Consider the following 26,364-nt stretch of genomic DNA (forward strand, 5'->3'; position numbering starts at 1 on the left):
AAACGGCTGCGCCGTCCTTGAACCAGGACAGCACAGCCGTTTGTATGTGCAACAAAACTTACAGCAGAATCCGTTCCCGCCGGCGGGCAGAATCGAGACAGGTCTCAATCAGCCGCATATTCAGCACCGGATCATCTGCAGCTACTCTGGGTTTAACCCCGGAAACGGCGGCCGCAAAATTATCGGCCTGCCAGACATAAGGATTCGCGCCGGTAGCTTCGATCACCTTCGCTTCGCCGCCCGTATGCAGGATGAATTCCGCATCTTCAAATCTCGCATTGAACGGCATCGGAATTTCAATCCGGCCTTCCGTGCCGAGTACCTCCAGCAGCTGGCGGTTGTAGGCCCACATCCCGCAGTCGAAGATCAGGCTTACTCCGCCTGGAAACTCAACCAGACCTGAAGCCATCATATCCACATTGTCATGCTCCGGGGAGAAAATCGCTTGTACCGTTACCGCTTCCGGCTCCGCAGCGAACAGCATACGCGCCGCGCTGAGCGGGTAACAGCCGACATCGTACAAAGAGCCCCCGCCCCAAGCCGATTTAAACCGGATATTTGTCGTATCCCCGGCATCATTATATGTAAATGTTCCGCGGATCGAACGCAGCTCACCGATTTCTCCCCGGGCGATAATGTCCTGCAGCTCGACAATCCGCGGATGATGCCGGTACATGTAGGCCTCAGCCAGATGAACACCGGCCTTCCGGCATGCATCTACCATCTCTGCCGCCTCAGCACTGTTAAGCGCAATAGGCTTCTCACAGAGCACATGCTTGCCAGCTTCCGCAGCGCGGATGACCCATTCCCGGTGAAGATGATTCGGAAGCGGAATATAGACCGCATCAATATCCTGATCCGCAAGCAGCTCCTCATAGCTACCGTAGGCCTTCTCTATCCCAAACTCCGCAGCCACGGCACTGCTTTTCTCCAGTCCACGGCTCGCTACTGCTGCGATGACGCCGGATTCCGATTCCTGAATTGCCGGCATGACCGAATTTGTGGCAATCTGGGCACATCCCATAATTCCCCAACGAAGTTTTTGTGCCATAGATGTACACCTTCCTTGTATTAGATTGTCTATTTATACCTATAGACACCATATCATAGAATAAGGTTTATCTCTATTTACAGAGGTAGGATGATGTTATGAGGTGATCCAAATGTCCAGCACAACGGCCAGTCCAAGCACAATAACGCGGGCCATGCTCATCAGCACGAAATTTTTGACTGCCAGGATAAAGGTCGTCGCCTTCTCCTGCTTCTCATAAAACAGGGCAATATTGCGGCGCAGCGGAATCAGTGTCAGCAGCAGCAGCACAACCAGAACAGGATGGATGCCAAGCAGCAGCAGCACGATCAAATCCAGAAAGGAGACATAGTAGAGAAGCTTAAACAGCAGCAGCGCATTGCTGCGGCCGATGTAGACGGGCAGTGTATACCTGCGGTTCTCCATATCATCCTCAATGTCGCAGATATTGTTCGCCAGCATAATTCCGGCAATTCCGAGAATCGCCGGCACCGAAAACCAGAATAGATACAGGACCTCCACAAAGTTGATATGCAGATCAATCCAGCCTTCCCGGAACAGCAGAGTAACAACACTCTGCTCGGAATGGATGTAAGCCGAAATGAAGATGATGACAAAGCCCATAAACAGGCCGGAGAACAGCTCACCCAGCGGCATCCGCGAGATCGGTATCGGCCCGAATGAATACAAGATCCCGATCAGGAAGGATAATCCGCCGAGCAGAAATATGATCAGACCGGTCTGGGAGACAAGCGCAATCCCGCCCCCGACCGCAAGCACCAGCAGGATAATAATCGTCGCCACCACAGTGCTTTCTTTGAGCTTGTAATGAACAATGGCATTATGGGTCTCATAGCCGTAGCCGTGGGTTTTGGCCGCTTTTTTGAAATCGTAATAGTTGTTAATTGCCGTTGTCGCCATATCGAAGCTCAGCAGGGACACGAACATGAGCGCAAAACGCAGAAGATAAAAATCCTCAAACCGGTACAGGGCATACAATGACCCGAGCAGAAACGGGATAACACTAGCCACCTTGGTCGGCAGCTCTACAAATCTCAGGAAACTTTTTACATTCAAGGCGATCCACCCTCATCTGTCAAATAAGCACGGTTATTGTGCGGATGTTGTTATGGTCAGCGGAGACCATTCAGCGATGACTGTCTGGCCATGGGCGGACACACTGCCTTCGGGCGTGAGGTCCTTCTCGGTCATAATGCCCAGCGCTACAGTGAAGCTGTTGAATTTGATCGGCACATGCTGCTCGCGCCGCACCTCTTTGCCGTTGACATAGAACACAGCCTCATCGTTCCCGCGGTTATAGGTAATCTTATACGTGTTGAATTCACGCGGTTTGAAGTCCGTATCTTCCTTGAATATGCAGAAGTATTTCGTTCCGCCGGTTTCGGGAACCTGCACGCCCGGGAAAGGCAGAACTCCGTAGACACTGGCATATTTGTCGTTTCCGGCAAAGAAATCAAGCGCCGCACCTGTCGTGAAATCAAGCAGATTCAGCGAAACATAACCGTCATACAGATCTCCGGGTGCCGTACCCTGCGTGCGGGCGCGAATCTGCAGCTCGAAGCTGATCTCTCCGCTCTCCGGCACCTCGACCGGCTGAGCCGAATAATACATATGCTTGGCATTGTCGAGAATCTGCACCTGGTTGTTCTGGCGGGACAGTTGGGCCCGCACATACAGATAGCCATTGCGTACAATCACAACAGCCTCCGGCTCACGGTAAGCCCAGAAAGAGCCGTCCGGCAAGGTGAATCCTCCGGTCTTCCAGACCTTGCCCTCCGACAAAATAGTATGAAAGTCTCCCAGTACGATCGGGCTATTCTGTGCAGCCTGTGTATCTTCATTGCTTGTTTTGTTCTTGTCCATGGGGTTCACTCTCTTTCTATCATCTAATCTTCAGCAATTTTTACATAAAGCCTTGAATAAGCAGTGCTACCGCCATAATTGTACCGCAGCGCACGGAGGCCTGCTGCGAGGCGCCCATCAGCGGCAGATAAGCTGGTGAGGCATTTTGCGGCTGCAGGCCGCGGTATACATGCACCGGCGCAACCGCAGTGAGCAGTGCGAGCAGCGCATAAACCGGAAGTACGCCAAAGCCCACGCAGACGATCAGAGAAGCGTAGGAAGTATAAAGCAGCACACATGAGAAGATCAGCGACTTGCGCTCTCCCCAGACGACAACAAGCGTACGCTTGCCTGCCTGCTCGTCCGCTTTCCAGTGCAGAAAATGATGGTTGAACAGCAGCAGCGTCGTCAGAAGCCCAACCGGAACCGAAAGCAGTACCGGCTTCAGGCTGAATTCGCCGGTCTGCACGAAATAAGAGCCAAGTACAGGCATAATGCCAAACGCAACGAAGATGGCGAATTCACTGTAGCCCTTGCCCCGGTACCCAAAACGCAGCGGTGGAGCGACATAGAAATAGGCGATAAGTGCCCCTACCGCTACAAACCAGAGAATCTCCCAGCCGCTATAAATACTGAGCACCGCGCCGCAAAACACGGCGACTGCAAGCAAGCTCCAGGTCAATACTGCGAAAACGGCCTCCGAGAGCAGACCTCCGGACAAAAAACCGGAGTTTGTGGAAATCATCCCCGGTGTATTTTTTGCCTCCATATCGGTCCCGTTGCGAAAGTCCCATAAATCATTCACCATGTTGGAGAACAGATGCGCGGATATTGCACCGATGATCGTTATAACAAACAAAAACGGATGGAACTCTCCCCCCCATACATATGCCCCGACAGTTCCCAAGACAACCGGTATGAGCATAACTGGGATGGTTCCAAACCGTGTAGCTTTCTTAAAAAATATCCATTTGTTCATACCCAAGCTGGTCCCCTTCTATTATAATGTGATAATTATTATTGCTTATATATTATACATCAAATTTCGACAGTTAGGGTAGAAAAGCGCTGCAAAATATTCCCTAATCATGGTACACTGGTTTTAATGGTACTTATTTCCTATGAAGTTTATAGATACTAAGGGGAGCAACATGAAGCTGCGCAAAAAATTAGTGATCTTCATCTGTGTTGTTGCACTATTCGGCTTAGGGCTGACTTATCTGCTCCTGCACCTGATTCTGCTGGGCCGCTTCGAGAAGCTGGATGAAGCCGCACTGCGGTACAAGCTGGAGAATGCCGTCTCTTCTTATCAGAATGAGCTGCAGAGTATGAAGACCCAGTTGCTCAAATATTCAGTTTGGGATGAAACCTACCGGTTTGCGGAATCCACGGACCCCGCAGATTCTATTAGTGATGCCTACCTAAGCAGTAACTATAGCCGGACAACTTATGAGATTAACCATTTTGATATGATGGCCCTGCTGAACCCTTCGGGCACCCCCTTGTACGGTGGCACTTACAACACAGACTCCCGCAGCATAACTCCGCTAACAACAGAAATTATCGACTTATTCAGGGATATTCATCAACGGCTGCCGGAATTTTCGGGCGCAGAGGACAGCACAAGCGGCATTGTATTACTGGATAAAGGGCCTATGCTGATCACCCTCACCCCTATTGTGAACAGTGACAAAACAAAACCGGTTGTTGGAACTGCTGTAGCCGGCAGAATGCTGCTGCAGGAGCAGATCACACAAATCTGGAACGAGACACCGTCCACCATCCAGATCACTCCAGTGAACCCCGGCATACTCGCGGAGAGCAAAACCAGCAATATCTGGATGAGCTCTGCCTCGAACAACGTGATATCCATTCACACAACTATATATGACCTGTTCGGCAACCCCGGTGTGGTTCTCACCCTCAAGCATCCGCGGCAGATTTACTTAAGCGGCCTACAGTCGATCACCAGCTTCCAGTGGTGTTTCTTTGCCGTCAGTATGCTGATGTGTGTGGCCAGTCTCCTCTTCGTCAATCGCTCTATCCTTGGAAGAATGTCCTTGCTGACCCGGAATATCCGGGCTATCGGCAACAGCAAGGATCTATCCATCCGGATCGGCCCTTCCGGCAAAGACGAATTCAGCGATGTGGAGCAGGAGTTCAACCGGATGATTGATTCCTTGGAGCAGGCGCAGGAAGAGCTGCAGCTGCAAGCGATGCTTGACCCTCTGACTCAGCTGCCCAACCGTTCGCTGTTCTTCACGAAGCTTAATGAAGCGATTGCTTCAATTAAGGGAACCGGCAGACAGCTCGGGCTGGTATTTATTGATCTGGATCACTTCAAGACCGTAAACGATACACTCGGCCACGACTTCGGTGACTCCATGCTGAAAGAGATCGCTTTGCGGATTTCCCAAGTTATCGGACGTGATGATGTGGTGTCCCGTCTGGGCGGCGACGAGTTCACCATCCTGCTCGCCGACATTCCCGATTCTGACAGCATTTCCGAGCAGCTGCTGCGCATACGGGAGACGCTGTCGCTGCCCCACCACATACAGGGACATCTCCTCTACAATACGGCCAGCATCGGCGTCAGCATCTATCCGCAGAACGGTGAAGACGCCGACTTTCTGGTCAAACAGGCCGATCTGGCCATGTTCCATGTCAAAGAAACAGGCCGCAACAACATTTTTCAATACTCTGAGGATCTCGAAGAAAGTATCCGCCGCAAAAATGTACTCTCCCAGCTGCTGCTCTCCGCAGCCGTGAATCATGAGTTTGAAGTCCATTATCAGCCGATCCTCAGCTCCGGCAACCTGAAGGTTTCGAAGCTGGAGGCGCTGCTGCGCTGGACAAGCCCTGCATACGGCCCTATCTCGCCCGGTGAGTTTATCCCGCTCGCCGAAACCAGCGGCTCTATTGTAAACATCGGGAGCTGGGTGCTGCGGCAAGTCTGCTCCGATCTGCGTACTTTCCGGCAGAATGGGCTGGAGCTGACCGTGGCGGTCAACATTTCCGCCATGCAGCTGATGCAGCCGGGACTGTCTGAGCTGCTGCTGGAGCTGCTCCATGAATACGGGCTGCCCAGCTCAAGCCTGGAGCTGGAGATTACGGAGAGCGTACTGGTGTCGGGCGACAGCATTTTCCATTCGCTGCAACAGCTCAGGGGAAACGGGTTCCGCATTTCCCTGGACGACTTTGGCACAGGCTTCTCTTCCCTTAGTTACCTGCGGCGCTTTCCCGTTGATGTAATCAAAATCGACCGTTCTTTTGTTTCCCAGATGACACTGGGCCCGCAGGGTGACGTGCTGATCAAGGCCATTATCGAGCTTAGCCATACCCTCGGGCTGCAGGTAGTCTCCGAAGGGATCGAGCTGGAAGAGCAGTTCGACATGCTGCGCCATCTGGGCAGTGATGAGCTGCAGGGCTACTATATAAGCAGGCCGATAAAATTCCAGGATATCCCTGACTTTTTAACGCAAAATAATCTCCTTTACCACAATAAATGAGCACTCTTTTTTTGTAGGCAAGCTCAAAACGATATGATATGATAGGCAAGCTGATCACAGCACCCATTTCCGGGTGCTGTGATCCTATGCGAACACTTATGAAAATTGGAGGCTTTAATTGCTATGTCAGCGCAACCGCAAACACAATCCGTCAAAATCGTCACTGCCGACCCCAGCGCCATCGGCTTGTTCGGATTGGCTATCGTCACCTTGGTCGCTTCTTCACAAAAGCTCGAAATTACAACAGGTCTCAGCTACTGTATTCCATGGGCTATATTCCTCGGAGCCTTCGCCCAGCTGTTCGCTTCTATCCAGGATGCCAAACACAACAACACCTTCGGGATGACCGCTTTTGGCGCTTATGCGTTCTTCTGGTTCGGCATGGCCGCAAGCTGGTTGATCAAGCTAGGTGTATTCGGTACCGTTCTGGCGGAAGGCGTTGATCCCAAACAGCTCGGCTTTGTTTTTGCGGGTTATTTGGTCTTCACGCTGTTCATGACCCTCGGCGCTGTGGAAGCCAATAGAGTGCTGCTTGTTATTTTTATACTGATCGATTTCCTGTTCCTCGGCTTGACCTTTGATGCGTTCGGAGTGGCTGCGGAATTCTTCCACAAGCTGGCTGCCGTATCGGAACTGGCCATCGGTATCGTATCACTGTATGGCTGCGGCGCATCTGTGCTCAACGCTCATTTCGGCCGCACGTTCCTGCCAATCGGTGCACCGCTGGGTATTTTCAAGAAATAATCCCGTCTCTTCACTTGCACAAAGTCCATAATGTACTCATTTCTAGAGCAACGGATAAATACAGGCTGCCTTTAGGCGGAACGTATTTATCCGTTTTGGATTTCATAGGGTTCTTGTTAGGTTTTTCCTTGCACAAAGGCGATAAAAATGACATGCTTAAGAAACACCCACGACATATCTCGACATTTTTCTGCGGTGCTGGAACAGCTTCTAATGATTTATATATATAATGTTGAATTACGGGTATCGGAGGCATTCCATGGCTTTCTTTAATAAAAAGCCTTTAACGATCATCCTCGGCTTCTTAGTCGTGCTGCAGCTCTCTCTGTTCTATTATTACTCCTTATCAGTGAACCGGGAATACCGGGCTGAAAAAGCCGACTTGTCCTCACAGGCAGTCATGTTATCATCGAACATTGAAGAGAAGGTTTCGATTGTCAAAGGTGTTAGCTCTTTTATTCAAACGGTCGGCTTTGATGCTGAACCAGCGCTTATTAATCAGTATTTAATGAAGGCTTATAACAATTCAAGCAATATTATGAATATTATGATCGCTCCGGACGGCCTCATCCGTTATCTCTACCCTCTCTCAGGCAATACAGCGATTCTTAATAAAAGTCTCCTGCTCGATCCCGACCTGTCCTCGCCCGGTTTGATTCAAGAAACGATCACTTCCCGGGGCATTACGGTAGACGGTCCCCGGACACTTGCCCAGGGCATCCCCGGCATGGTGATCAGGCAAGCTATTTATAACGGCAACTCATTCTCCGGCATCGTTTCCGTCACACTGAAGATCGATGATATTGAGAACCAGCTGCTGCTTAAAGACTCCCCCATGTACGTAACAGATGAAGATCATACCTTTTTGTTTGGCAATCAAGCCCACGGGAACGAAGAGCAGGTCACGGTCCCCATTGAAATTAAAAATCAGCATTGGCTGATGGGAATCCCTTTTTCTTCGCACAAGAAATGGGAGATCTTCCGCAGCATCCTGTGGATCGACATTTCCTTTCTGCTAGTTATGGCCTTTATTCTCTATATCTTCTGGCATCAGGGCCGGTTCAACCGTGAACTGGAACGCGTGGTCAGTATCCGCACCCGGGATCTCCGAATATCCAAACGGCGGTATGAAAAACTTGCCCATTACGACAGTTTGACGGAAATTCCGAACCGGCGTTACTTCATGGATGAATTCGGGCGGCTGCTGCAATGCGCCGAGCCTACGCAGACCTATACGCTGTTCTTTTTTGACCTGAACCGGTTCAAGGAGATCAATGATACTCTCGGCCACTCCACGGGCGATCAGGTCATCAAGACACTAGCCAGCCGGCTGAAGGACAGCGGTCTGCCCTTTAAGCTGTTCGCGCGCACCGGCGGCGATGAATTCGTGATGATCTTCTCCAATTTGCCGCGGGAGCAGATCCCGGAAATTGCCGGGCATATCAGCCTGCTGATCTCGGAAACACTGCTGATTGCCGGGGCATATTTAAGTCTATCGACCAGCATAGGGATCTCTCTTTATCCGGAGCATTCCCTCCACAAGGAGGATTTGCTGAAATTCGCCGACATGTCCATGTATCAGGCAAAGTCGCAGGAAGACAGCAATTATTTTGTGTTCGACTGGGAGCTGCGCGAGAAGCTAGAGCAGAAGACCATGATCTCCAAGTACCTGCATTCCGCGCTGGAGCGCGAAGAATTTGTTCTCCATTATCAGCCGCAGATCAATGCCGTGACCGGCCAAATGGTTGGCATGGAGGCCTTGATCCGCTGGAATCATCCGGAGAAGGGACTGATCGGGCCCGGAGCCTTCATCGCTGCTGTGGAAGACGCCGGGCTAATGATTCAGCTCACCGACTGGGTGCTGCAGGAAGTATGCCGCCAGCTCTGCGAATGGAGAACGATGGGCATGCCGCTGCTGCGGACATCCATCAATATCTCCAACAGCTGGTTCTATAACCGGAATCTGATAGAGAACCTGCTTGGCGTGCTTGAGCAATATGGGCTGGAGACGAATATGCTGGAATTCGAGATCACGGAAAGCACCGCCCTGCTGGAGGAGCATTATCCGCTGCTGCAGCAGATGCGCGACCATGGGATTGTCGTTTCGATTGACGACTTTGGTACCAAATATTCTTCACTGAACTATTTGAAGCATTTTCCTGTCAACAAGATCAAGATTGACCGCACCTTCATCACCGGCATTGGTGTCAGCTCCATTGATGAGACGATTATTAAGTCAATTGTTTATGTCGCCTCCCAGCTTGGTTATGACCTGATTGCGGAAGGCGTAGAGACGCCTGAACAGGCCCAGTTCCTGATTAAGCATGACTGCCCTTATATCCAGGGATTTCTTTATTTCCCTCCGCTTCCTGCGGATGAGATCTTCAAGCTTGCTTCCTGACGTTGCCCGGGAAGATACTGTACCGTATGTCTTAGGCTCCCTTTGGGGAGCTTTTTCTGTACTATATATAATAAGTAAGCACTACCGGAGGTGGGATTCTGTGAAAAATGAAAAGGCCTTAGGGGTGTATGGCTTCCGCTTTAGCGAGCCGGAGCAGTTGCCGCTCTGCAACCTCTTTGCAGTCGGGCATGAGATTGTGAGTGATGCTTCTTACCACTGGAATGGAATGGAGCGCCGTGACGGGCCCCTGTTACTCTTCCAATATACAGTTGATGGCGCAGGGGGCTTCAGCACGGAACACGAGAGCTTCAAAATCAGCTCCGGGCGGGCATTTCTGGCTGAAATCCCCAGCATCCACAGCTATTATTATCCCGGCGGTTCCCAGCCGTGGGAGTTTTATTTCCTGCTCTTCAGGCCGCAGCTGGTACAGCCCCTCTGGGAGGAGATCAAGGCCAAGCTCGGTCCGGCTCCGGTCATCGACGCGGGAAGCCTGCCCATCCGCATGCTCCGGGATATTACCCGGGAAGCCCATAGCGGAAAAATTACCGATCCTTACATTGCCTCCTCGCTGCTGTATCAATTCATGATGGAGCTCGGCAGACTGTCCTCCAGCGGGCCGCGCCATGAAACGGAATGGCCGGCGGCGGTTAGGGATGCCGTTAATTTTATCGAAGGCCATTACAACTCCATGATTGGCCAGGAAGAGCTTGCGGAGAAGCTCGGGCTTTCCAAATTCCATCTGTTGCGGACATTCAGCAAATATGTCGGTGTAACACCCAATGAATACCTGAACCGCATCCGTATCGAGCGGGCGGTGGACCTGCTGCGGACGACAGACCACAGTATTGAGGCCATCGCGGTTCAGGTCGGATATTCCACCGGAAGCTATTTCATCAAAGTGTTTCACAAGCTGACGGGACAAACGCCTGGCAATTTCCGCACCGGAAACGGCAGTCTTCAGTATAACCGTTTGTTCTTCAGCTAAATTCCCGACATGCGCAATTTTGTGCTATCGAGACAACTATTTTACTGTAGAAATGGGTTTTGAAAGTGTTTTATGATGGATCTGTTAGAGCAAGTTTATTCTACAACCCCTTCCGGGGTTTAAGGAGCGAGATCATCATAATGAGTCACTTAAAGTATGCGAAAACACCGCCTATGGGCTGGAACAGCTGGGATTGCTATGGAGCTGCAGTTACGGAACAGGAAATCCGCGGAAATGCTGAATATATGGCGGCGAACCTGAAGTCCTTCGGCTGGGAATATGTCGTTGTGGATATTCAGTGGTATGAGCCGGGGGCAATTTCTTCGCAGTACCGTCCTTTTGTTCCGCTGGAAATGGACGAATATTCCCGGCTGATGCCGGCAGTGAACCGTTTCCCCTCGGCAGAAGGCGGCAAGGGGTTTCTCCCTTTGTCTGATTATGTACACAGTCTGGGCCTTAAATTCGGCATTCATCTGATGCGCGGAATTCCAAGACAGGCGGCGCATGCCGCCACCCCGGTCAAAGGTTCAACGGCGACCGCCCGGGACATCGCCCACCCCAACTCCATCTGTCCCTGGAACACCGATATGTATGGGGTTGATGCTGCCAAGGAAGGCGCCCAGGCGTACTACAATTCCCTCTTTGAGCTGTATGCCGAATGGGGCGTAGACTTTGTGAAGGTGGATGATATTTCTGCGTCCAGACTGTATGATACACACCAGCCCGAGATTGAGCTGATCCAGAATGCGATCCGGCACTGCGGACGCCCGATGGTCCTAAGCCTCTCCCCGGGACCGGCACCGGTTTCTTATGGAGATTTTCTCGGCCAACACGCCAATATGTGGCGGATCACCGATGACTTCTGGGATCATTGGGACCTGCTCCTGGATATGTTTGACCGCTGTGAGGCGTGGGCAGGCAAAGCCGAAGCCGGCAGCTGGCCGGATTGCGACATGCTGCCGCTGGGCCATATCGGCATCCGCTCCGTAGACGGCGGCGGCGCTGACCGCTGGACTCGCTTCACGCCTGATGAGCAGGTCACCATGATGACCTTGTGGAGCATCTTCCGCTCGCCCCTGTTCTTCGGCGGCGAACTTCGCGATAACGACGCTTGGACCCTTTCCTTGCTGACCAACCCCGATGTACTGGAGATGCACCGCAACAGCAAAGGCGCACGCCTCATCAGCCGGGCAGGAGACCGCGTGGTCTGGACGGCGGAAGGAGACTCCGGGTGCCGCTATGCCGCGATGTTTAATAACGGTGAAACCACCCAGAAGGTCAGCGTAACTCTCGCGGAGCTGGGCCTTGAGAGACCAGTCACTGCCAAGGAGCTTTGGAGCGGGGCGGAGGTTGGCCCCGTGCAAGACGAGCTCGCTTGCGAGATTGCTCCGCATGGCGCAGTACTGTATCGTCTGGCGTAGCTCCCGCTGCAGCGATAACAGGCAGGATGGAATAACAGTTGAATGAACCAAGTGATTCATCTTAGGGCAGACCCGGATTAACGGGCCTGCCGTTTTGCTGCGGATATATCCGGGAAATCCAACCAGCCATAGCACATCCCCTCGCAGGACAGTCACAGGATAGATCCAATCGAGTCAATCCCCTACACGCCTAGCGGCATTTGGAACATCCTGTGACAGCAGGCATACTTCTCCTCGCAGTAACCATACTAAGGTCATTCTATGATGTGACGGAGGAATGCAGCGATGGGCAAAAAGATGAATCTGCTGATGTTCAGCGGGGAATATGACAAAGCGATGGCCGGGTTGATTCTGGCCAATACCGCAAGGGATATTGAGGTTGAGGTCACAATGTTTTTCGCCTTTTGGGGCCTTTTCCTGGTCCGCGACCCGGAGAAGATGACACTTGAGGATAAAACAATTTATGAAAAGCTGATGGATGTCATTACACCGAAGGGACCACAGCACCTCCCGCTTTCGCGGATGAACTTCAGCGGCCTTGGACGGATGATGCTGGAGGAAATGATGGAGGATCAGGGTGCGCCGAAGCTGATTCATTTTCTCAAGGGCGCCCGCAAAAAAAACATTAAATTCTACGCCTGCAAGCTGTCCGTAGAGATCATGGGCTTTAAGCCGGAGGAGTTTCTGCCCGAGGTGGAGATCATTGATGCGGCCACCTATCTGAAGGATGCGCTGGAAAGCGACATGCAGCTATTTATTTAGAGGAGCTCCTCAATGAATGCAGACAATAGGCTTTAACCCATTGCCTCCACCGGGCATATACTGAGCCTGGGAATATAACCCCACTCTTAATTAGCAAGAAGAAACGGCCGTGCGTCCTTTGTGAGAGGGCGTGATCCGTATCTTGCGAGAAATCACCGGGCTGGAGGGATTGTCTGTGCTGAGCATCAACCACGCTTCTTCTGCGGAGGAGCCCGCTTCACTGCAAGAGCATTTCGCAACGTTTCGCGAGCATACCATCGGCAACCGGTATTCTATCTCCACGCCTTATGGACGGCAGCCGCTGCTGTATGCCGACTGGACCGCCAGCGGGCGCTTGTATGAGCCGATTGAGCGCAAAATGCAGGAGACGTTCGGCCCCTATGTCAGCAATCCGCATACCGAGTCCAATACGACCGGTTTAACTATAACACTGGCCTATGCCGAGGCGCAGAACATCATTAAGCGGCATGTTCATGCCGGGCCGGGAGACGCCCTGCTCTTCTGCGGCAACGGCACAACCGGAGCAGTGAACAAGCTGCTCCGGCTGATGGGCCTAAAGCTGCCGGAATGGATGCGGGATCATTACCTCTGTCTTCCAGAGGAACGCCCGGTTATCTTCATCAGCCACATGGAGCATCATTCCAACCTGCTGCCTTGGCAGGAGGGCATCGGCGAGGTGGTCACCGTACCGGCCGGGGCGGATGGAAGCATGGACCTCCGGGAACTGGAGGAGCTGCTGATCCGCTACCGGAACCGCCGCTTCAAGATCGGCTCCTTTACCGCCTGCTCCAACGTAACCGGCATACAGACCCCGTACCACAAGCTCGCTGCGGTGATGCACCGGCACGGAGGCCTCTGTTTTGTCGATTTTGCCGCCAGTGCGGCTTATGAAGAGCTCGACATGCATCCTGCCTCCCCGCTGGAGAAGCTCGATGCCATCTTCTTCTCTCCCCATAAATTCCTTGGAGGCCCCGGTTCAAGCGGGGTGCTGGTATTCGATACCGCACTTTGCAGGGGCCAGCTCCCGGATGAGCCCGGCGGCGGCACGGTGGTCTGGGTCAATCCCTGGGGCGGACGCCGCTACATAGATGAAGTGGAGGTCCGCGAGGACGGTGGAACACCGGGGTTCCTGCAGGCCTTCCGCACAGCACTCTGCCTGAAACTGAAGGAGAAGATGAATGGTGACGGGCAGTTCATGATGCGGAGGGAACAGGAACTGTGCCGCCAGCTTCTGACCGGGCTCGCCGGAATCCCCGGATGTTACATCCTGGCGGGTGAGCATACCAAACGCCACGGCATCGTATCCTTTATCTTGAAGGACATCCATTACAACCTGGCCGTTAAGCTGCTGAACGACCGTTTTGGCATTCAGGCCCGCGGAGGCTGCTCCTGCGCCGGCCCCTACGGACATTATCTGCTTGGACTTGACGCCAAGCATTCCCAGCATTTCATTCAGGCGATTCAGGCCGGAGACCAGTCTTTGAAGCCGGGTTGGATCCGCCTTTCGCTGCACCCCATCATGACAGACCGCGAAGTCCAAACGATCATCTCTGCAGTGCGGAGCATTGTCCGCCATATAGAGGAATGGAGACAGGATTACCGCTATAACGCCTCTACAAACAGTTGGGTTCATCTCAGCGGAAACCATGAGACCGATGCTGACATCAGCGGACTATTCGTGGTGTGAAGAATTCCCCGCGGCAAGCGGCTTCTCCTGTTCCCGCGCCGCCCGGGCAAACCGGGCCTCTATGGCCTTGACGCACCATAAGGAAACACCGATGAACAGCAGCACATAGATGATCTCCCACGGATTGCGGATAAACCGATCCAAGTCATTTCCGATATAGGATACTGCAAACACCATGATGGCTTTGCCTGCACACAAAGCGAGCAGATAAGACCGCAGGCGCATGCCGGCAAGCCCGGCTGCCATATTGATGACCACAAAAGGCCCTACCGGAAATATACTGAGCAGAAAGACATAACTGAACCCGCTCTGGCGGACCCACGTCATGCTTCTCGCTACTTTTGGCCGCTGCGCCCACTTCCGCAGATAGCGGTGGGATGCAATTTTGCGGATAATCATAAACGTGGTCACACAACCGGCAACCAGCCCGATCCAGGAATACAGGAATCCGAGCCATAAGCCATAAACCGCACCGTTTAATCCCACAATCGCAATCGTAGGCAGCGGCGGTACAAAAGATTTCATAAAAGTCAGCCCGATCCCGGGCAGCGGCCCGAGCGAGCGGTACTGCTCCAGCAACAGCCGCAGACGCTCCTCTGTCAGCCATGATACCGTATCCAGAAAGTACATAGCCTCCCGCACTCCTCATCCTTGCTAAATTTGAATCTGATTAATTTATGGCGCCGAGCCTCAATTATACAATACATTGGCGCAGGATTGCCTTTTCTGTTGGCAGCATCCTGTTCTTCTTGTACTATGTTGCTATGGTTATCAATGTAAAGGAGAGAGATTCATGTTAATACCATCCGGACTGCTGGATATACGGAAAACTGTGCTTCAAGATTTGGATTTTGTCCTGGCTGCCGAGCAGGCCGAATCTAATCGCCGCTTTATCGGACAATGGAGCAGGGAACAGCATGATGCAGCACTACAGGACGGGGATATTCTGCATCTCATCACCCAGGATAAATCCGGGGAACAAGCAGGCTATGTGATTATAACGGGGCTGCAGGACCCTAATCTTAGTGTCTGCATTAAGCGGCTTGTCATACAGGCTAAGGAACGAGGCTACGGAAAAACAACCCTCTCACTGCTGACGGATTGGATCTTCGCCCAAACCGAAACCCACCGGCTGTGGCTGGACGTTAAAGAACATAACTCCAGAGCCCGTCATGTCTATGAAGGTGCAGGGTTCACACTGGAAGGCACCCTTAGGGACTGTATAAAGACTGGGGATTCTTTTGAGTCGCTGCACATCATGTCGATTCTGCGGTCCGAGTATTTGGACAAGCTATCGCTGCAGGCATAGTCTTCTTGGCGCTAATTCCCTCTGCAGCCTTTAGCAGGGCAAGTTCTCTACATAAGTCTGCCGGACTGCACAAAAAAGACTGCCGGATCGAAGCCAATGTTTCTTGGCCTACCGGCAGTTTTTTTGAGTCGCGGACCCTGTATCTTAGAATTGTCGCGCCTTACGTATGCGTTTCTATGGGGGCGGCCGGTCTCTGACCCGATAAAACCGCCGTCGTCACATGCTTGCGCGCATCCGCCGTCAACAGCTGCAGCTCCACCGGCACCCTGCCCGGGCTGCTGTGAATAAATTTTACCCTGGCACCGTCCAAATCCTCTTCAATACTGACGATGGAGTAGCCTTGCAGCAGCAAAGCGTCAATCTCCTGCCGCTCTTGGTCAAACTCATCAAATGCAGACATCTCAGACCACTCCTCCGCTGATCTCCGCTTTGGCCGGACGCGGCGCTTCTGCTGCAAACCGTTTGCGGTGCAGGTATTTGCCGGAACCCGCCCGGCCGACAAACTGCTTGTCGCGGATCACGAATTCACCCCGGCTGAGTACGGATACCGGTTCGCCTTTAACCTCAAAGCCTTCAAACGCGTTGTAATCGACGTTCATATGATGGGTTTCAGCAGATAGTGTTCTTTCCACCGACGGGTCGAAAATCACGATGTCTGCATCGCTGCCCACAGCTATGGTGCCCTTTTGCGGAAATAGGCCAAACAGCTTGGCGCTGGAGGTCGAGATGATATCCACGAATTTATTAAGCGAAATCCGCCCCTTCTGTACCCCTTCGGAGTAGAGCAGGCTGAACCGGTCTTCAATCGTCGGCCCGCCGTTCGGGATCTTGGAGAAGTCGCCCAGACCCAGATCCTTCTGTCCCTTGAAGTCAAAGGAGCACTGATCGGAACCGATCGTTTGCAGCGTGCCGCTCCACAGCGCATCCCACAGCACCTCCTGGTTCCACTGCTCACGCAGCGGCGGGGACCAGACATATTTGGCGCCTTCAAAATCCGGCTTCGCAAGCGCGGTCTGATCCAGCACCAGATATTGCGGGCAGGTTTCACCGTAGACACGCAGCCCCTTCTTGCGGGCTTCGGCAATCTTCCAGGCCGCTTCAGCGCAGGTGACATGTACGACATACAGCTGCGAATCGGTCAGCTCCGTCAGGTAAGCGGCCCGGCCCGTGGCTTCGCCCTCCAGCTCCGGGGGGCGGGTCAGCGCATGGTAGATCGGATCGGTGTTGCCTGCGGCCAGAGCCTGCTCCACCAGATATTCGATCACATCGCCGTTCTCGGCATGGACCATAACGAGTGCGCCTTCCCGCTTGGCCGCCTGCAAAGTCTTGTACAGCACGCCGTCATCGGCCTGAAAAGTGTTCTTATAGGCCATGAACACCTTCAGCGAAGTGATGCCTTCGTCTTCAATAATTTGCGGCAGCTCGCCCAGCACCTTGTCATTCAGCTCCGAAACCATCAAATGAAAGCTGTAATCAATCACCGCTTTATCCTGTGATTTGTTATGCCAGGTATCGACAGCCCGCTGAAGCGGCTGGCCTTTGGTCGTCAGGCAGAAGTCGATGACCGTTGTCGTTCCGCCATAGGCGGCGGCAATCGTGCCGGTCTCGAAGTCATCAGCCGTCACGGTTCCCCCGAAAGGCATATCCAGATGTGTATGGGGATCTATCCCTCCCGGAAAGACATAACAGCCGGAAGCGTCAATAATCTCCGCACCCGTCGCTTCCAGATTCAGCCCTATTCCGGTAATAATGCCGTTCTCAAACAGCACATCTCCCGTATAAGTATCCGCTGCGGTAACGATAATACCATTTTTGATTATCTTCTTCATGCTAGACCACCTCCGCTTCTGAATACGAGCCGTTCAAGCCGCTGATGACCTTCTGACGCTGATTCCAGGTCAGAGGTGCCGCGCCGCTGTCCAAGGCAACCATATCAATGGCTCCGTCTGCCGGGCAGACAATGGAGCACAAATTGCAGCCCACACAGTCTTCTTCACGCACTTGCAGAATCGCCTTTCCTGCGGCATCCGTTAACATGTCGATACATTGATGTGAAGCATCCTCGCAGGCAATATGGCATTTGTTGCAGTTGATGCAGTTCTCCTCGTTAATCCGTGCAACGACTTTATAGTTGAGGTCCAGATCACCCCAATTGGAGTACTTAGACACCGATTTACCGATCAGCTCAGTGACCGAAGCCAGCCCTTTATCATCCAGATAATTGTTCAGGCCGTCGATCATCTCCTCGACGATCCGGAAGCCGTGATGCATAACTGCCGTGCAGACCTGAATGCCCGTAGAGCCCATCAGCATGAACTCAACCACATCCTGCCAGGTGGAGATGCCGCCAATTCCAGAGATCGGTACGCCAACTCCGCGGTCGCGGGCGCATTCGGCCACCATGCTGAGCGCAATCGGCTTCACCGCCGGGCCGCAATAACCGCCATGCGCGCCTTGGCCGCCGACATTCGGAATCGTGTTCCAGCTGTGAATGTCGACGCCGGCCAGGCTGTTGATCGTATTAATCAGGCTGATCGCATCGGCGCCGCCTTTGACGGCATGGCGGGCAACGACTGTAATATCCGTTATATTCGGGGTCAGTTTCACAATGACCGGCGTGGTTGCGACTTCTTTGACCCAGGTCGTCTGCGCCTGTACGAGGTCAGGCTGCTGGCCGGAGGCTGCGCCCATGCCGCGTTCCGCCATCCCGTGCGGGCAGCCAAAGTTAAGCTCCAGGCCGTCTACGCCGACAGCCTCTACCCGTTTGACGATTTCATGCCATTTATCCTGCCTCGGTTCGACCATCAGGGAGGCAATAATCGCATGACCCGGAAACTTTTTCTTCGTTTCATAGATCTCCTTCAGGTTCACCTCAAGCGGGCGGTCCGTAATCAGCTCGATATTGTTGAAGCCCGCCACACGCTGACCGTTGAAGTGCACGGCCGCAAACCGGGAGGAGGTGTTAATAATCGGATCACCGAGTGTCTTCCACACCGCCCCTCCCCAGCCGGCCTCGAACGCCCGCTGCACTTGATAGCCTGTATTGGTGGGCGGCGCAGACGCCAGCCAGAATGGATTAGGTGACTTGATACCTGCAAGATCAATACTCAAATCTGCCATTGATGTTCCCTCCCTGTCATATAAAGTCCGGTTGAAGCCGCCGGTCTTGTATTGCTTGGCACTCCCCGTTTAGACAGCAGAACCTGCCACGCTGTCCTGCAGGCCCAACAATTGCTTCACAATAGCATAAGCAGCGTCTTTGCCCTGCTGGGCGGCGGATACGACCATCGCTTCGCCTTTGCCGGAACCAAACACAATATCACCGGCGGCATAAATCTGCGGATCGGACGTCCGTCCGGTCTTCTCATCAATTTTGACAACCCCATAGTTGTGCTCAAGACCGAGCGCTTCAATCAGGTCCAGCCGCCGCTTCTGTCCGATCGCCACCACAACCGCATCCACCGGTATCAGGAATTCAGAGCCCTCAACAGGCATCGGCGCAAGGCGGCCGTCTTTGCCGGTCTCCCCGGTCAGCTTCATCTGCACGCACTCCAGTGCCGTAACATTGCCGAGCTCGTCCCCGACAATACGCTTCGGCAAAGTCAGCCAGTTAAATTCCACACCTTCCTGCTTGGCAAATTCATATTCGAAATCGTAGGCCGTCATCTCCGAGCGCGTACGGCGGTAGACCATCTTCACATTCGATGCCCCCAGCCGCACCGAGCAGGTTGCCGCATCAATGGCCGTATTGCCTGCGCCGATGACAGCGACGCGCTGGCCCATCAGCTCCAGTGTCGGAATGCCTGTCTTGGTGGTTTCCACCAGCTCTATCGCATCGTATACCCCGGACAGCTTCTCACCTTCAATGCCAAGCGGAGGAACATACCCCATCCCTGCAGCCAGCACAATGGCATCATACTCCGCCTTCAGCTCCTCCACGGAGACGTCAACGCCAACCTTCGTTCCGGTGCGGATCTCCACGCCCAGCTGCTCCACCTGCTCCACTTCCCATAGCGATATAGACTGCGGCAGCCGGAAAGAGACAATACCATGTGTATCCAGCCCGCCGGCGAGCGGCTTCGCCTCATAGATCACCACCTGGAAGCCTTCACGCGCCAGCTCTCTAGCCGCAGACAGCCCGGCCGGACCGCTCCCGATGACAGCGACCTTTTTGTCATTAGGAGCACCGGCTTTGAATAACTGAACACCGCTGCTTATAGCCCAGTCCGTGGCATAACGCTGTAGCAGTCCGATCTGGATCGGTGCCGAAGCATCATTCAGAACGCATGCGCCTTCGCACAACTCCTCAGTTGGACAGACACGGGCGCAACTCGCACCTACAGGATTGGAGTCCATGATCGTCTGCGCTGAGCCTTTTAAATTATCGGTGGCGATCCGCTTAATAAAGGAAGGAATATTAATGCTGGTCGGGCAGGCTTTAATACAGGGGGCGTCATAACAATACAGACAACGGTTGGATTCTTCGATTGCACCTTTGCGGGTTAAACCCGGCTCAGCCTCGGCGAAGTTGCGCATGAACATATCAGGCGTAAACGTGGTTAACGGAGAAGAATGCTCCATCAGATCTCCCTCCTTCTGGACGAATGGTGTTCCCAGGCATTGCCGGATAAAAAATCACATTTTCATCATCGAAATCATCTTTGTGTTATATAATATAACATTATTCCAATGATCGCCTTAATATTTTACTTACTTATCAGGCTTAATGTAGTAAAATGGACAATAAACCAAAGGATCCATTCTATTTTCTTTCTAAACGAGTTATATTTCCTCACATATTATATTCAAACTATAGTCATTTTGATTTTTCGTTACATTAGACACATTGTCTAATTTCAAAAGTGTATTTTTTACCTGCCTGACGACATAGCGAGGGGGAAGCTTATGGATTGGGAACTTGTATTTACGGTCCGCGATGCGCTGAAAAGACCGCTGTTTGCGGAAGCGGAGCTTATAGGCGGAAAAAACGGCCTGAACCGGGCGATTCGCTGGGTGCATGTGCTGGAAAGTGCCAGTTTTGAAAGGCTGATTCACGGGGAAGAGATGATATTGACTACGGGGATGGGTGTAAGTGTTGATTTGCCTTCCTCCTTATCGTTTATGCACAATTTGATCGATAAGAATGCCGCCTGTTTGTGCATCGAGCTGGGAGAGTATTTCTGCAAAATCCCGCAGGAGATGATCGACCTGGCGAACAGCCACGATTTCCCGCTGATTATTTTCACCCGAACGGTACGTTTCGTGGATATCACGCTTGATCTGCATTCCCTCATCATCAACCGCCATCACCGCATGCTGCAGGAGCTGGAGAGCATCTCCCGTGAATTCCACCGCCTGACGCTGACTTCCCAAGGGACCCTTAAGGTTCTGCAGCTATTATGTAAAAGCACCCGCACGCAAATTGTATATATGCAGCTGCAGGGCAAACCCCTGTTCTTCCCGGCGCTGCCGCCCGAGGATCAGGCCCCATTGCTTCAGTTCTTCGAAGCCTTCAGTGAAGAGATGGAGGGCGTACAGCCCGATGCCGCACCTTACATCCGCGAATTCGGCCATAAGCTGATCGCGCTGAAGCCGGTGGGCGCGCTCGACCAGACCTGGGCTTATATCCTGATGGTCAGCAGCCACAAACCCCAGGAGTTCGACTGCCTGCTGCTGGATTCTGCCTCCCTGTCGATCGCCCAGGAGCTGCTGCGCACACGGTATATGGAGGAACGTAAGCTGTTCTCCGAGAACCTGTGGGTGGATGAGCTGATCAGCGGCCGCACCCAGGATGACAACCGGCTCAAGGGACTGGCGGGACCCGACTTTAATGTCGTGAATGAGCTGCCGTACCGCGTATGCCTGATTGAGATCGAGAATCCCCGCGATGTTAAATGGAACAGCTCGGAGAATGATTGGGAATCCATCACCTTCCATCTGTCGCTCATTCTCCGCTCCATCTTCGAGAAATACTCGCTGCGCCCGCTGATCACACTCAAGAACAACCGGCTCACTGTCATCGCGCTCGATATCCAGTCCAAGCTGCCCGGCAAGCTGCGGCTGCAGCAGGCGCTTGATTCCCTGCTGCATATCCGCTCCGACGAGAAATTGAAGGACCTGCAGCTCGTTATTGGAGTCAGCAAGTCCCACAGGGGCCTGAAACATGCCTATGCCGGTTATCAGGAAGCCGTACAAGCGCTGTCTCTCTATACTTGTTACCAGAAGTCTGTGTTGTTCTACGAAGAGCTCGGCGTATTCCAGCTGCTGCTGAACCTGAATGACGGCAAGACGCTGGAGAATTTCATCCGCAGCTATCTCGGCCCGCTGATCGATCACGACCAGTCTAAAGGGAGCGAGCTCCTGCTGACGCTTCGCGTCTATCTCGACCATGACGGCTCCAAGCAAATCGCCGCCCGCAATTTATTCATCGTCAGACAGTCGCTCTATTACCGGCTGGACAAAATCACTGAACTGCTGGGCGAAGACTTCATGCTGCCGGAGAACCGCATCTCCATCCAGGTCGCCCTGCGTGCCTACCAGTTCCTGTATCCGGAGAAATTCACTCTGCCCAGCTCCCGTTCAGCACAGCTTTGAACGTGTCGATTATAAACTGCACATCCTCATCGGTGGAGGATAACGGCGGTGCGAAGGTAAGCACATTATTGAATCCCGCCACCGTATCTCCGTTTTTGCCGATGATCAGCCCTTTGGATTTGCATTCGGCAATAATGCCTTTGACGACAGCCAGATCGGCAGGCTGCTTGGTGGCTTTATCTGCCACCAGCTCAATGCCGATGACCAGTCCAAAGCTGCGGACATTTCCTACCAGCTTGTGATCCCGCAGCCCGGAGAATGCACCTGCCAGCCTTTGCCCGAGGATTTCAGCACGCTCCACCAAATGCTCCTGCTCCAGAATCTCCAGGTTACGCAGCGCAAGCGCACAGGCCGCAGGATTGCCGCCGAACGTATTCACATGGCGGAAATATCCGTAATCATCACTGTTGTCCTTGAAGACCTCATAAATATCCTTGCGCACCGCCGTTGCCGACAGCGGAAGATAGGCGCTGGTCAGCCCTTTGGCCATCGTCACTATATCAGGTTTGATGCCGAAATTATGATGGCCGAAGTTGCGGCCGGAACGCCCGAAGCCGCAGATGACCTCATCAATAATCAGCAGCACTCCATGCTTGCGGCAGATTTCCTGCACCCGGTCCATATACACCTGATGCGGCACAATGACTCCGCCTCCGGTAATTACCGGCTCCATAATTACCGCCGCAACCGTCTCTGCTCCCTCCCAGACAATCGTATCCTCAATGGCCTGCGCACACTGGAGGTTGAACGCCTCCACAGTCAAGCCGTCAGGACGGCGGTAGCTGTCGGGCGGTGCCACATGGAGGAATCCGCCGGTCAGCGGCTCATATTTATATTTGCGCTGCGCCTGGCCGGTCGCTGACAGCGCGCCGAGCGAGCTGCCATGATAACCGCGGTAGCGGGCAATGAATTTATGCCGGTAATGCTGGCCGATTTGCTGCTGGTATTGGCGGGCCATTTTGAAGGCCGCTTCGTTCGCTTCCGATCCGCTATTGGAGAAGAAAATGACATAGTCGTCGCCCAGCCATTCATTCAACTTCTCGGCAAGCGCGATTGCCGGCCTGTGGCTCTGCGTGAGCGGAAAATAAGGCAGGGTGAGCAGCTGCTGATAGGCCGCATCGGCCAGCTCCTTGCGCCCATATCCGACATTGACGCACCACAGCCCGGACATCCCGTCCAGAAATTTATTCCCGTCAATATCAGTAACCCATGATCCGCTTGCCGTCGCCGCGATCATCGGCGGATGGCTCTCGCTGTAAGGGGTAATGTTATGCCATAGATACTGCTGATCTTTCTTGACGGCCAGCTCACTTTCGTTCTCCAGGCTCTGCACCGCAATCTCTCCTCTCAACATTCCATTGTGGTCAATAACGCGCAGTGATCATTTTCTTGCGGGTGTAGAATTCCACACCGTCACGGCCGTTGGCGTGCAGGTCTCCATAGAACGATTTCTTATAGCCCGAGAAAGGAAAAAAGGCCATCGGTGCAGGCACACCGAGATTCACGCCAAGCATTCCGGCATCAATCTCTTCCCGGAACTCCCTTACCGCCTTGGCGCTGTCCGTATAAATGCAGGCTCCATTGGCAAACGGGGACTGATTCGTTACGTTTATCGCCTCCGCCAGATCCTTGACACGAACCACAGACAGCAGCGGAGCGAAAATCTCATCGCGCCAGATCGTCATTCCCGGCTCTACACGGTCGAAGATGGTCGGCCCGAGAAAGTAGCCCTTGCCTCCCGCCGCTGCATCTTTCCGGCCGTCCCGCACCAGTTCCGCCTTCTCCTGTACACCTGCCTCAATATAAGCCAGCGTGCGGTCCTTGTTCGACTGGCGGATGACCGGCCCGAGAAATACTCCGGCCTCTCTGCCGTCGCCGATCTTCAGCCCGTCGGCCGCCTCAAGGAGACGGCTCACCAGTTCGTCGGCAATCGTCTCCTGCACGACGACCACCGAACAGGCCATGCAACGCTCGCCCGCCGACCCGAAGGCCGCAGCGATAATATTCTTCACCGTATGGTCCAGATCGGCATCTTGAAGCACAATCGAATGGTTTTTGGCTCCGGCCAGTGCCTGCACCCGTTTGCCATGTGCAGTCCCTTGCTTATACACATATTCCGCTACTGGCTGTGAGCCGACAAAGGAAATCGCCTTCACCTCGTCGTGTTCAAGTAATCCACCCACCACATCATGTGCTCCATGCACCACATTCAGCACACCCGGCGGAAACCCCGCTTCCGCAAACAGCTCCGCCAGCCGGTTCATCAGCAGCGGTGTCCGTTCGGAAGGCTTCAGCACAAAGGTATTGCCGCAGGCCACTGCCAGCGGAAACATCCAGCAGGGCACCATCATCGGGAAGTTAAAGGGCGCGATCCCGCCGATCACCCCCAGGGGGTAGCGGTACATGCCCGATTCAATTCCGGTGGCAATATCCGGCAGCTGGCTGCCCATCATCAGTGTGGGGATGCCGGAGGCAAACTCCACACATTCAATACCGCGCTGCACTTCGCCCAGCGCTTCCTCCAGGCTTTTGCCGTTCTCCAGCGTAATCAGCTCAGCCAGCTCATTCCAGTGCTGCACCAGCAGCTGCTGGTACTGGAAGAAATAGCGGGCCCTCCGCGGAACGGCAACCCTTTTCCATGAATGAAATGCCTCTGCCGCAGCTTGCACCGCAGTATCCAGCTCTTCGCGGCTGGAAATCGGCACATAAGCAATCACTTCTCCGTTTGCCGGGTTAAACACTTCCTCCTCCCGCCCGGATGATGACGCCACCCAAACCCCGTTTATATAATTCCTGACTTTTTCAGTCTGCTTCGCCAGCAGAGACATAGCCCACACCTCTTTCACTGTTTCTGGATGCCGATGATAACAGATGACCGCCAGAACGGGCGGCCATCTATCATCAATATGAGGGAAACCGCTTATTTTGCCGCCATTTCAACAATCTCGTTCGTATAGGCTTCTTCCACGTTGGCCGCCTCTTTGATTACACCAAATTTGAGCGCAATGTCTGCCGTCTGCTGGAATGCAGCTGCATCGGTATACCCCAGCTTGGAAACGTCAAAGCCCTCCGGCTGGATCAGCTTGGCAACCTCCGTCATCATCGTAAGCTGATGCTCTCTTGAAGTGCTGCCTTCTTCAGCGAGCTTCATTACACTATCCACAGCCGCCTCAGGATCGGCAATGGCATCTTTCCAGCCCTTCAAGGAAGCGCGGACGAATTTGGCCGCTGTCTCCTTATTGTCTGCAAGCCACTCTTTATTGGCGAACAGATTGTCTTCGAGCATCGCTACGCCTTCATCATTCATATCAATCACATTCAGCTCTTCGGCCTTGATGCCCGATTCCAGCACAACCTGATATTCGTTATACGTCATCGCCGAAGCCGCGTCGATTTCGCCGCCAAGGAATTGGTCCATCGTGAAGCCCTGCTTCGTGAAATTCAGGTCCTTGTTGGAATCCAGCTTGTATTTATCAAAAAGTGCAAGGATTTCAAACTCGTTGCCACCCATCCAGTTGCCGACTTTTTTGCCTTTCAGATCCGCTGCACTGCTGATTCCCGCCTCCTTCTTGGACACCAGCACGAGTCCGCTCTTCTGGTAGATTTGCGCAATCTGCACCAGCGGCATTTCCTGTTCCTGGCTGGTCAGCAGACTCGCCACCCAATCCACGCCGATATCGGCGGAGCCGCCCGCGACCTGTTGCTCAGGCACTATATCCGGACCGCCGGGCAGGATCTCCACATTAAGACCTTCTTCAGCATAGTACCCCTTGTCCTGGGCCAGAAAGTATCCGGCAAATTGGGCCTGCGGCACCCATTTCAGCTGGAGCTTGACCGTCACCGGTTCCGCAGCCGGTTCTGTGGCCGCCGCCGTTTCCGGTGAAGCCGAAGCTCCCGTGCCTGCCGTCGCTTCAGCCGCCGGAGCATTATTATTGTTGTTACCTCCACAACCTGCCAGCAAAGAGATTGCCATGATCATTACCGCCATCAACAGCCCACCGTGAAATTTGCCTTTATTCCCTTTCATCACGCAGCTCCCCCTACCCATTTGAGTTTGTA

At 53.4% G+C, this 26,364-nt stretch carries 21 protein-coding genes; 9 read left to right on the forward strand and 12 right to left on the reverse strand.

The annotated features are described in order from the left end of the window. Window positions 1–58: 58 nt before the first annotated feature. The 4 genes from H70357_RS32045 to H70357_RS32060 all read right to left on the reverse strand — a co-directional run bounded on the left by H70357_RS32045 (window position 59) and on the right by H70357_RS32060 (window position 3,872). Window positions 59–1,051: a Gfo/Idh/MocA family protein gene (locus H70357_RS32045; RefSeq protein ID WP_038597617.1), complete on the reverse strand. Its 993-nt coding sequence runs from the start codon at window positions 1,049–1,051 to the stop codon at window positions 59–61. A gap of 96 nt (window positions 1,052–1,147) precedes the next feature. Continuing rightward, a complete protein-coding gene (locus tag H70357_RS32050) occupies window positions 1,148–2,107 on the reverse strand; it encodes a 1,4-dihydroxy-2-naphthoate polyprenyltransferase (protein ID WP_038597620.1) in 960 nt (319 codons plus the stop codon). A 33-nt stretch (window positions 2,108–2,140) separates the two neighbouring features. Further along, window positions 2,141–2,914 carry a DUF6081 family protein gene (locus H70357_RS32055; RefSeq protein ID WP_052092366.1) on the reverse strand — a complete coding sequence of 258 codons (774 nt, stop codon included), beginning with the start codon at window positions 2,912–2,914 and terminating at the stop codon, window positions 2,141–2,143. Window positions 2,915–2,954: 40 nt separating this feature from the next. Next, window positions 2,955–3,872 (reverse strand): prenyltransferase, encoded by a 918-nt coding sequence (locus tag H70357_RS32060; RefSeq protein WP_038597623.1) that lies wholly within the window; start codon window positions 3,870–3,872, stop codon window positions 2,955–2,957. A gap of 172 nt (window positions 3,873–4,044) precedes the next feature. Between H70357_RS32060 and H70357_RS34690 the strand changes: the two genes are divergently transcribed. The 7 genes from H70357_RS34690 to H70357_RS32095 all read left to right on the forward strand — a co-directional run bounded on the left by H70357_RS34690 (window position 4,045) and on the right by H70357_RS32095 (window position 14,402). Then, window positions 4,045–6,402 carry an EAL domain-containing protein gene (locus H70357_RS34690; protein WP_052092367.1) on the forward strand — a complete coding sequence of 786 codons (2,358 nt, stop codon included), beginning with the start codon at window positions 4,045–4,047 and terminating at the stop codon, window positions 6,400–6,402. Window positions 6,403–6,525: 123 nt separating this feature from the next. Continuing rightward, window positions 6,526–7,146, forward strand: coding sequence for an acetate uptake transporter (locus H70357_RS32070; protein WP_038597625.1), 621 nt, complete (start codon window positions 6,526–6,528; stop codon window positions 7,144–7,146). Between the two features lie 259 nt (window positions 7,147–7,405). Continuing rightward, window positions 7,406–9,547, forward strand: coding sequence for a bifunctional diguanylate cyclase/phosphodiesterase (locus H70357_RS34695; protein WP_052092368.1), 2,142 nt, complete (start codon window positions 7,406–7,408; stop codon window positions 9,545–9,547). A 100-nt stretch (window positions 9,548–9,647) separates the two neighbouring features. Continuing rightward, entirely contained in the window at window positions 9,648–10,532 is an 885-nt protein-coding gene (locus H70357_RS32080) for an AraC family transcriptional regulator (RefSeq protein ID WP_038597628.1), read from the forward strand. Between the two features lie 140 nt (window positions 10,533–10,672). Next, entirely contained in the window at window positions 10,673–11,953 is a 1,281-nt protein-coding gene (locus H70357_RS32085; RefSeq protein ID WP_038597631.1) for a glycoside hydrolase family 27 protein, read from the forward strand. Window positions 11,954–12,238: 285 nt separating this feature from the next. After that, window positions 12,239–12,715, forward strand: a complete 477-nt coding sequence (locus H70357_RS32090) for a DsrE/DsrF/DrsH-like family protein (RefSeq protein ID WP_038597634.1) — start codon at window positions 12,239–12,241, stop codon at window positions 12,713–12,715. A 175-nt stretch (window positions 12,716–12,890) separates the two neighbouring features. Further along, window positions 12,891–14,402, forward strand: a complete 1,512-nt coding sequence (locus tag H70357_RS32095; RefSeq protein WP_156130972.1) for an aminotransferase class V-fold PLP-dependent enzyme — start codon at window positions 12,891–12,893, stop codon at window positions 14,400–14,402. On the opposite strand, the gene H70357_RS32100 is transcribed toward H70357_RS32095, so the two are convergent. Beyond that, entirely contained in the window at window positions 14,388–15,032 is a 645-nt protein-coding gene (locus H70357_RS32100) for a TVP38/TMEM64 family protein (RefSeq protein WP_038597638.1), read from the reverse strand. The genes H70357_RS32095 and H70357_RS32100 overlap by 15 nt on opposite strands. Before the next feature lie 163 nt (window positions 15,033–15,195). Here H70357_RS32100 and H70357_RS32105 point away from each other — a divergent pair, with 163 nt between their 5' ends. Further along, window positions 15,196–15,711 (forward strand): GNAT family N-acetyltransferase, encoded by a 516-nt coding sequence (locus tag H70357_RS32105; RefSeq protein WP_038597641.1) that lies wholly within the window; start codon window positions 15,196–15,198, stop codon window positions 15,709–15,711. Between the two features lie 160 nt (window positions 15,712–15,871). Here the strand turns inward: H70357_RS32105 and H70357_RS32110 are convergent, their stop codons facing one another. The 4 genes from H70357_RS32110 to H70357_RS32125 all read right to left on the reverse strand — a co-directional run bounded on the left by H70357_RS32110 (window position 15,872) and on the right by H70357_RS32125 (window position 20,292). Next, window positions 15,872–16,111, reverse strand: coding sequence for a hypothetical protein (locus H70357_RS32110; protein WP_038597644.1), 240 nt, complete (start codon window positions 16,109–16,111; stop codon window positions 15,872–15,874). 1 nt (window position 16,112) lies between these two features. Beyond that, on the reverse strand, window positions 16,113–17,540 hold the full coding sequence (gene hydA, locus H70357_RS32115; RefSeq protein ID WP_038597647.1) for a dihydropyrimidinase: 1,428 nt from the start codon (window positions 17,538–17,540) through the stop codon (window positions 16,113–16,115). A gap of 1 nt (window position 17,541) precedes the next feature. Beyond that, a complete protein-coding gene (gene preA, locus H70357_RS32120; RefSeq protein WP_038597650.1) occupies window positions 17,542–18,831 on the reverse strand; it encodes an NAD-dependent dihydropyrimidine dehydrogenase subunit PreA in 1,290 nt (429 codons plus the stop codon). 69 nt (window positions 18,832–18,900) lie between these two features. Then, on the reverse strand, window positions 18,901–20,292 hold the full coding sequence (locus H70357_RS32125) for an NAD(P)-dependent oxidoreductase (RefSeq protein ID WP_052092369.1): 1,392 nt from the start codon (window positions 20,290–20,292) through the stop codon (window positions 18,901–18,903). 324 nt (window positions 20,293–20,616) lie between these two features. Between H70357_RS32125 and H70357_RS32130 the strand changes: the two genes are divergently transcribed. After that, window positions 20,617–22,305 (forward strand): PucR family transcriptional regulator, encoded by a 1,689-nt coding sequence (locus H70357_RS32130; RefSeq protein WP_038597653.1) that lies wholly within the window; start codon window positions 20,617–20,619, stop codon window positions 22,303–22,305. On the opposite strand, the gene H70357_RS32135 is transcribed toward H70357_RS32130, so the two are convergent. The 3 genes from H70357_RS32135 to H70357_RS32145 all read right to left on the reverse strand — a co-directional run bounded on the left by H70357_RS32135 (window position 22,271) and on the right by H70357_RS32145 (window position 26,332). Further along, window positions 22,271–23,638 (reverse strand): aspartate aminotransferase family protein, encoded by a 1,368-nt coding sequence (locus H70357_RS32135; RefSeq protein ID WP_038597656.1) that lies wholly within the window; start codon window positions 23,636–23,638, stop codon window positions 22,271–22,273. The two genes, H70357_RS32130 and H70357_RS32135, sit on opposite strands and share 35 nt — an antisense overlap. A gap of 31 nt (window positions 23,639–23,669) precedes the next feature. Further along, window positions 23,670–25,133 carry a CoA-acylating methylmalonate-semialdehyde dehydrogenase gene (locus H70357_RS32140; protein ID WP_038597658.1) on the reverse strand — a complete coding sequence of 488 codons (1,464 nt, stop codon included), beginning with the start codon at window positions 25,131–25,133 and terminating at the stop codon, window positions 23,670–23,672. A gap of 92 nt (window positions 25,134–25,225) precedes the next feature. Continuing rightward, the gene (locus H70357_RS32145; RefSeq protein WP_038597661.1) at window positions 25,226–26,332 is read right to left on the reverse strand and encodes an ABC transporter substrate-binding protein; all 1,107 of its coding nucleotides are present in this window, start codon (window positions 26,330–26,332) and stop codon (window positions 25,226–25,228) included. Window positions 26,333–26,364: the final 32 nt, after the last annotated feature.

This window comes from Paenibacillus sp. FSL H7-0357 (assembly GCF_000758525.1).
GTDB lineage: Bacteria > Bacillota > Bacilli > Paenibacillales > Paenibacillaceae > Paenibacillus_AQ.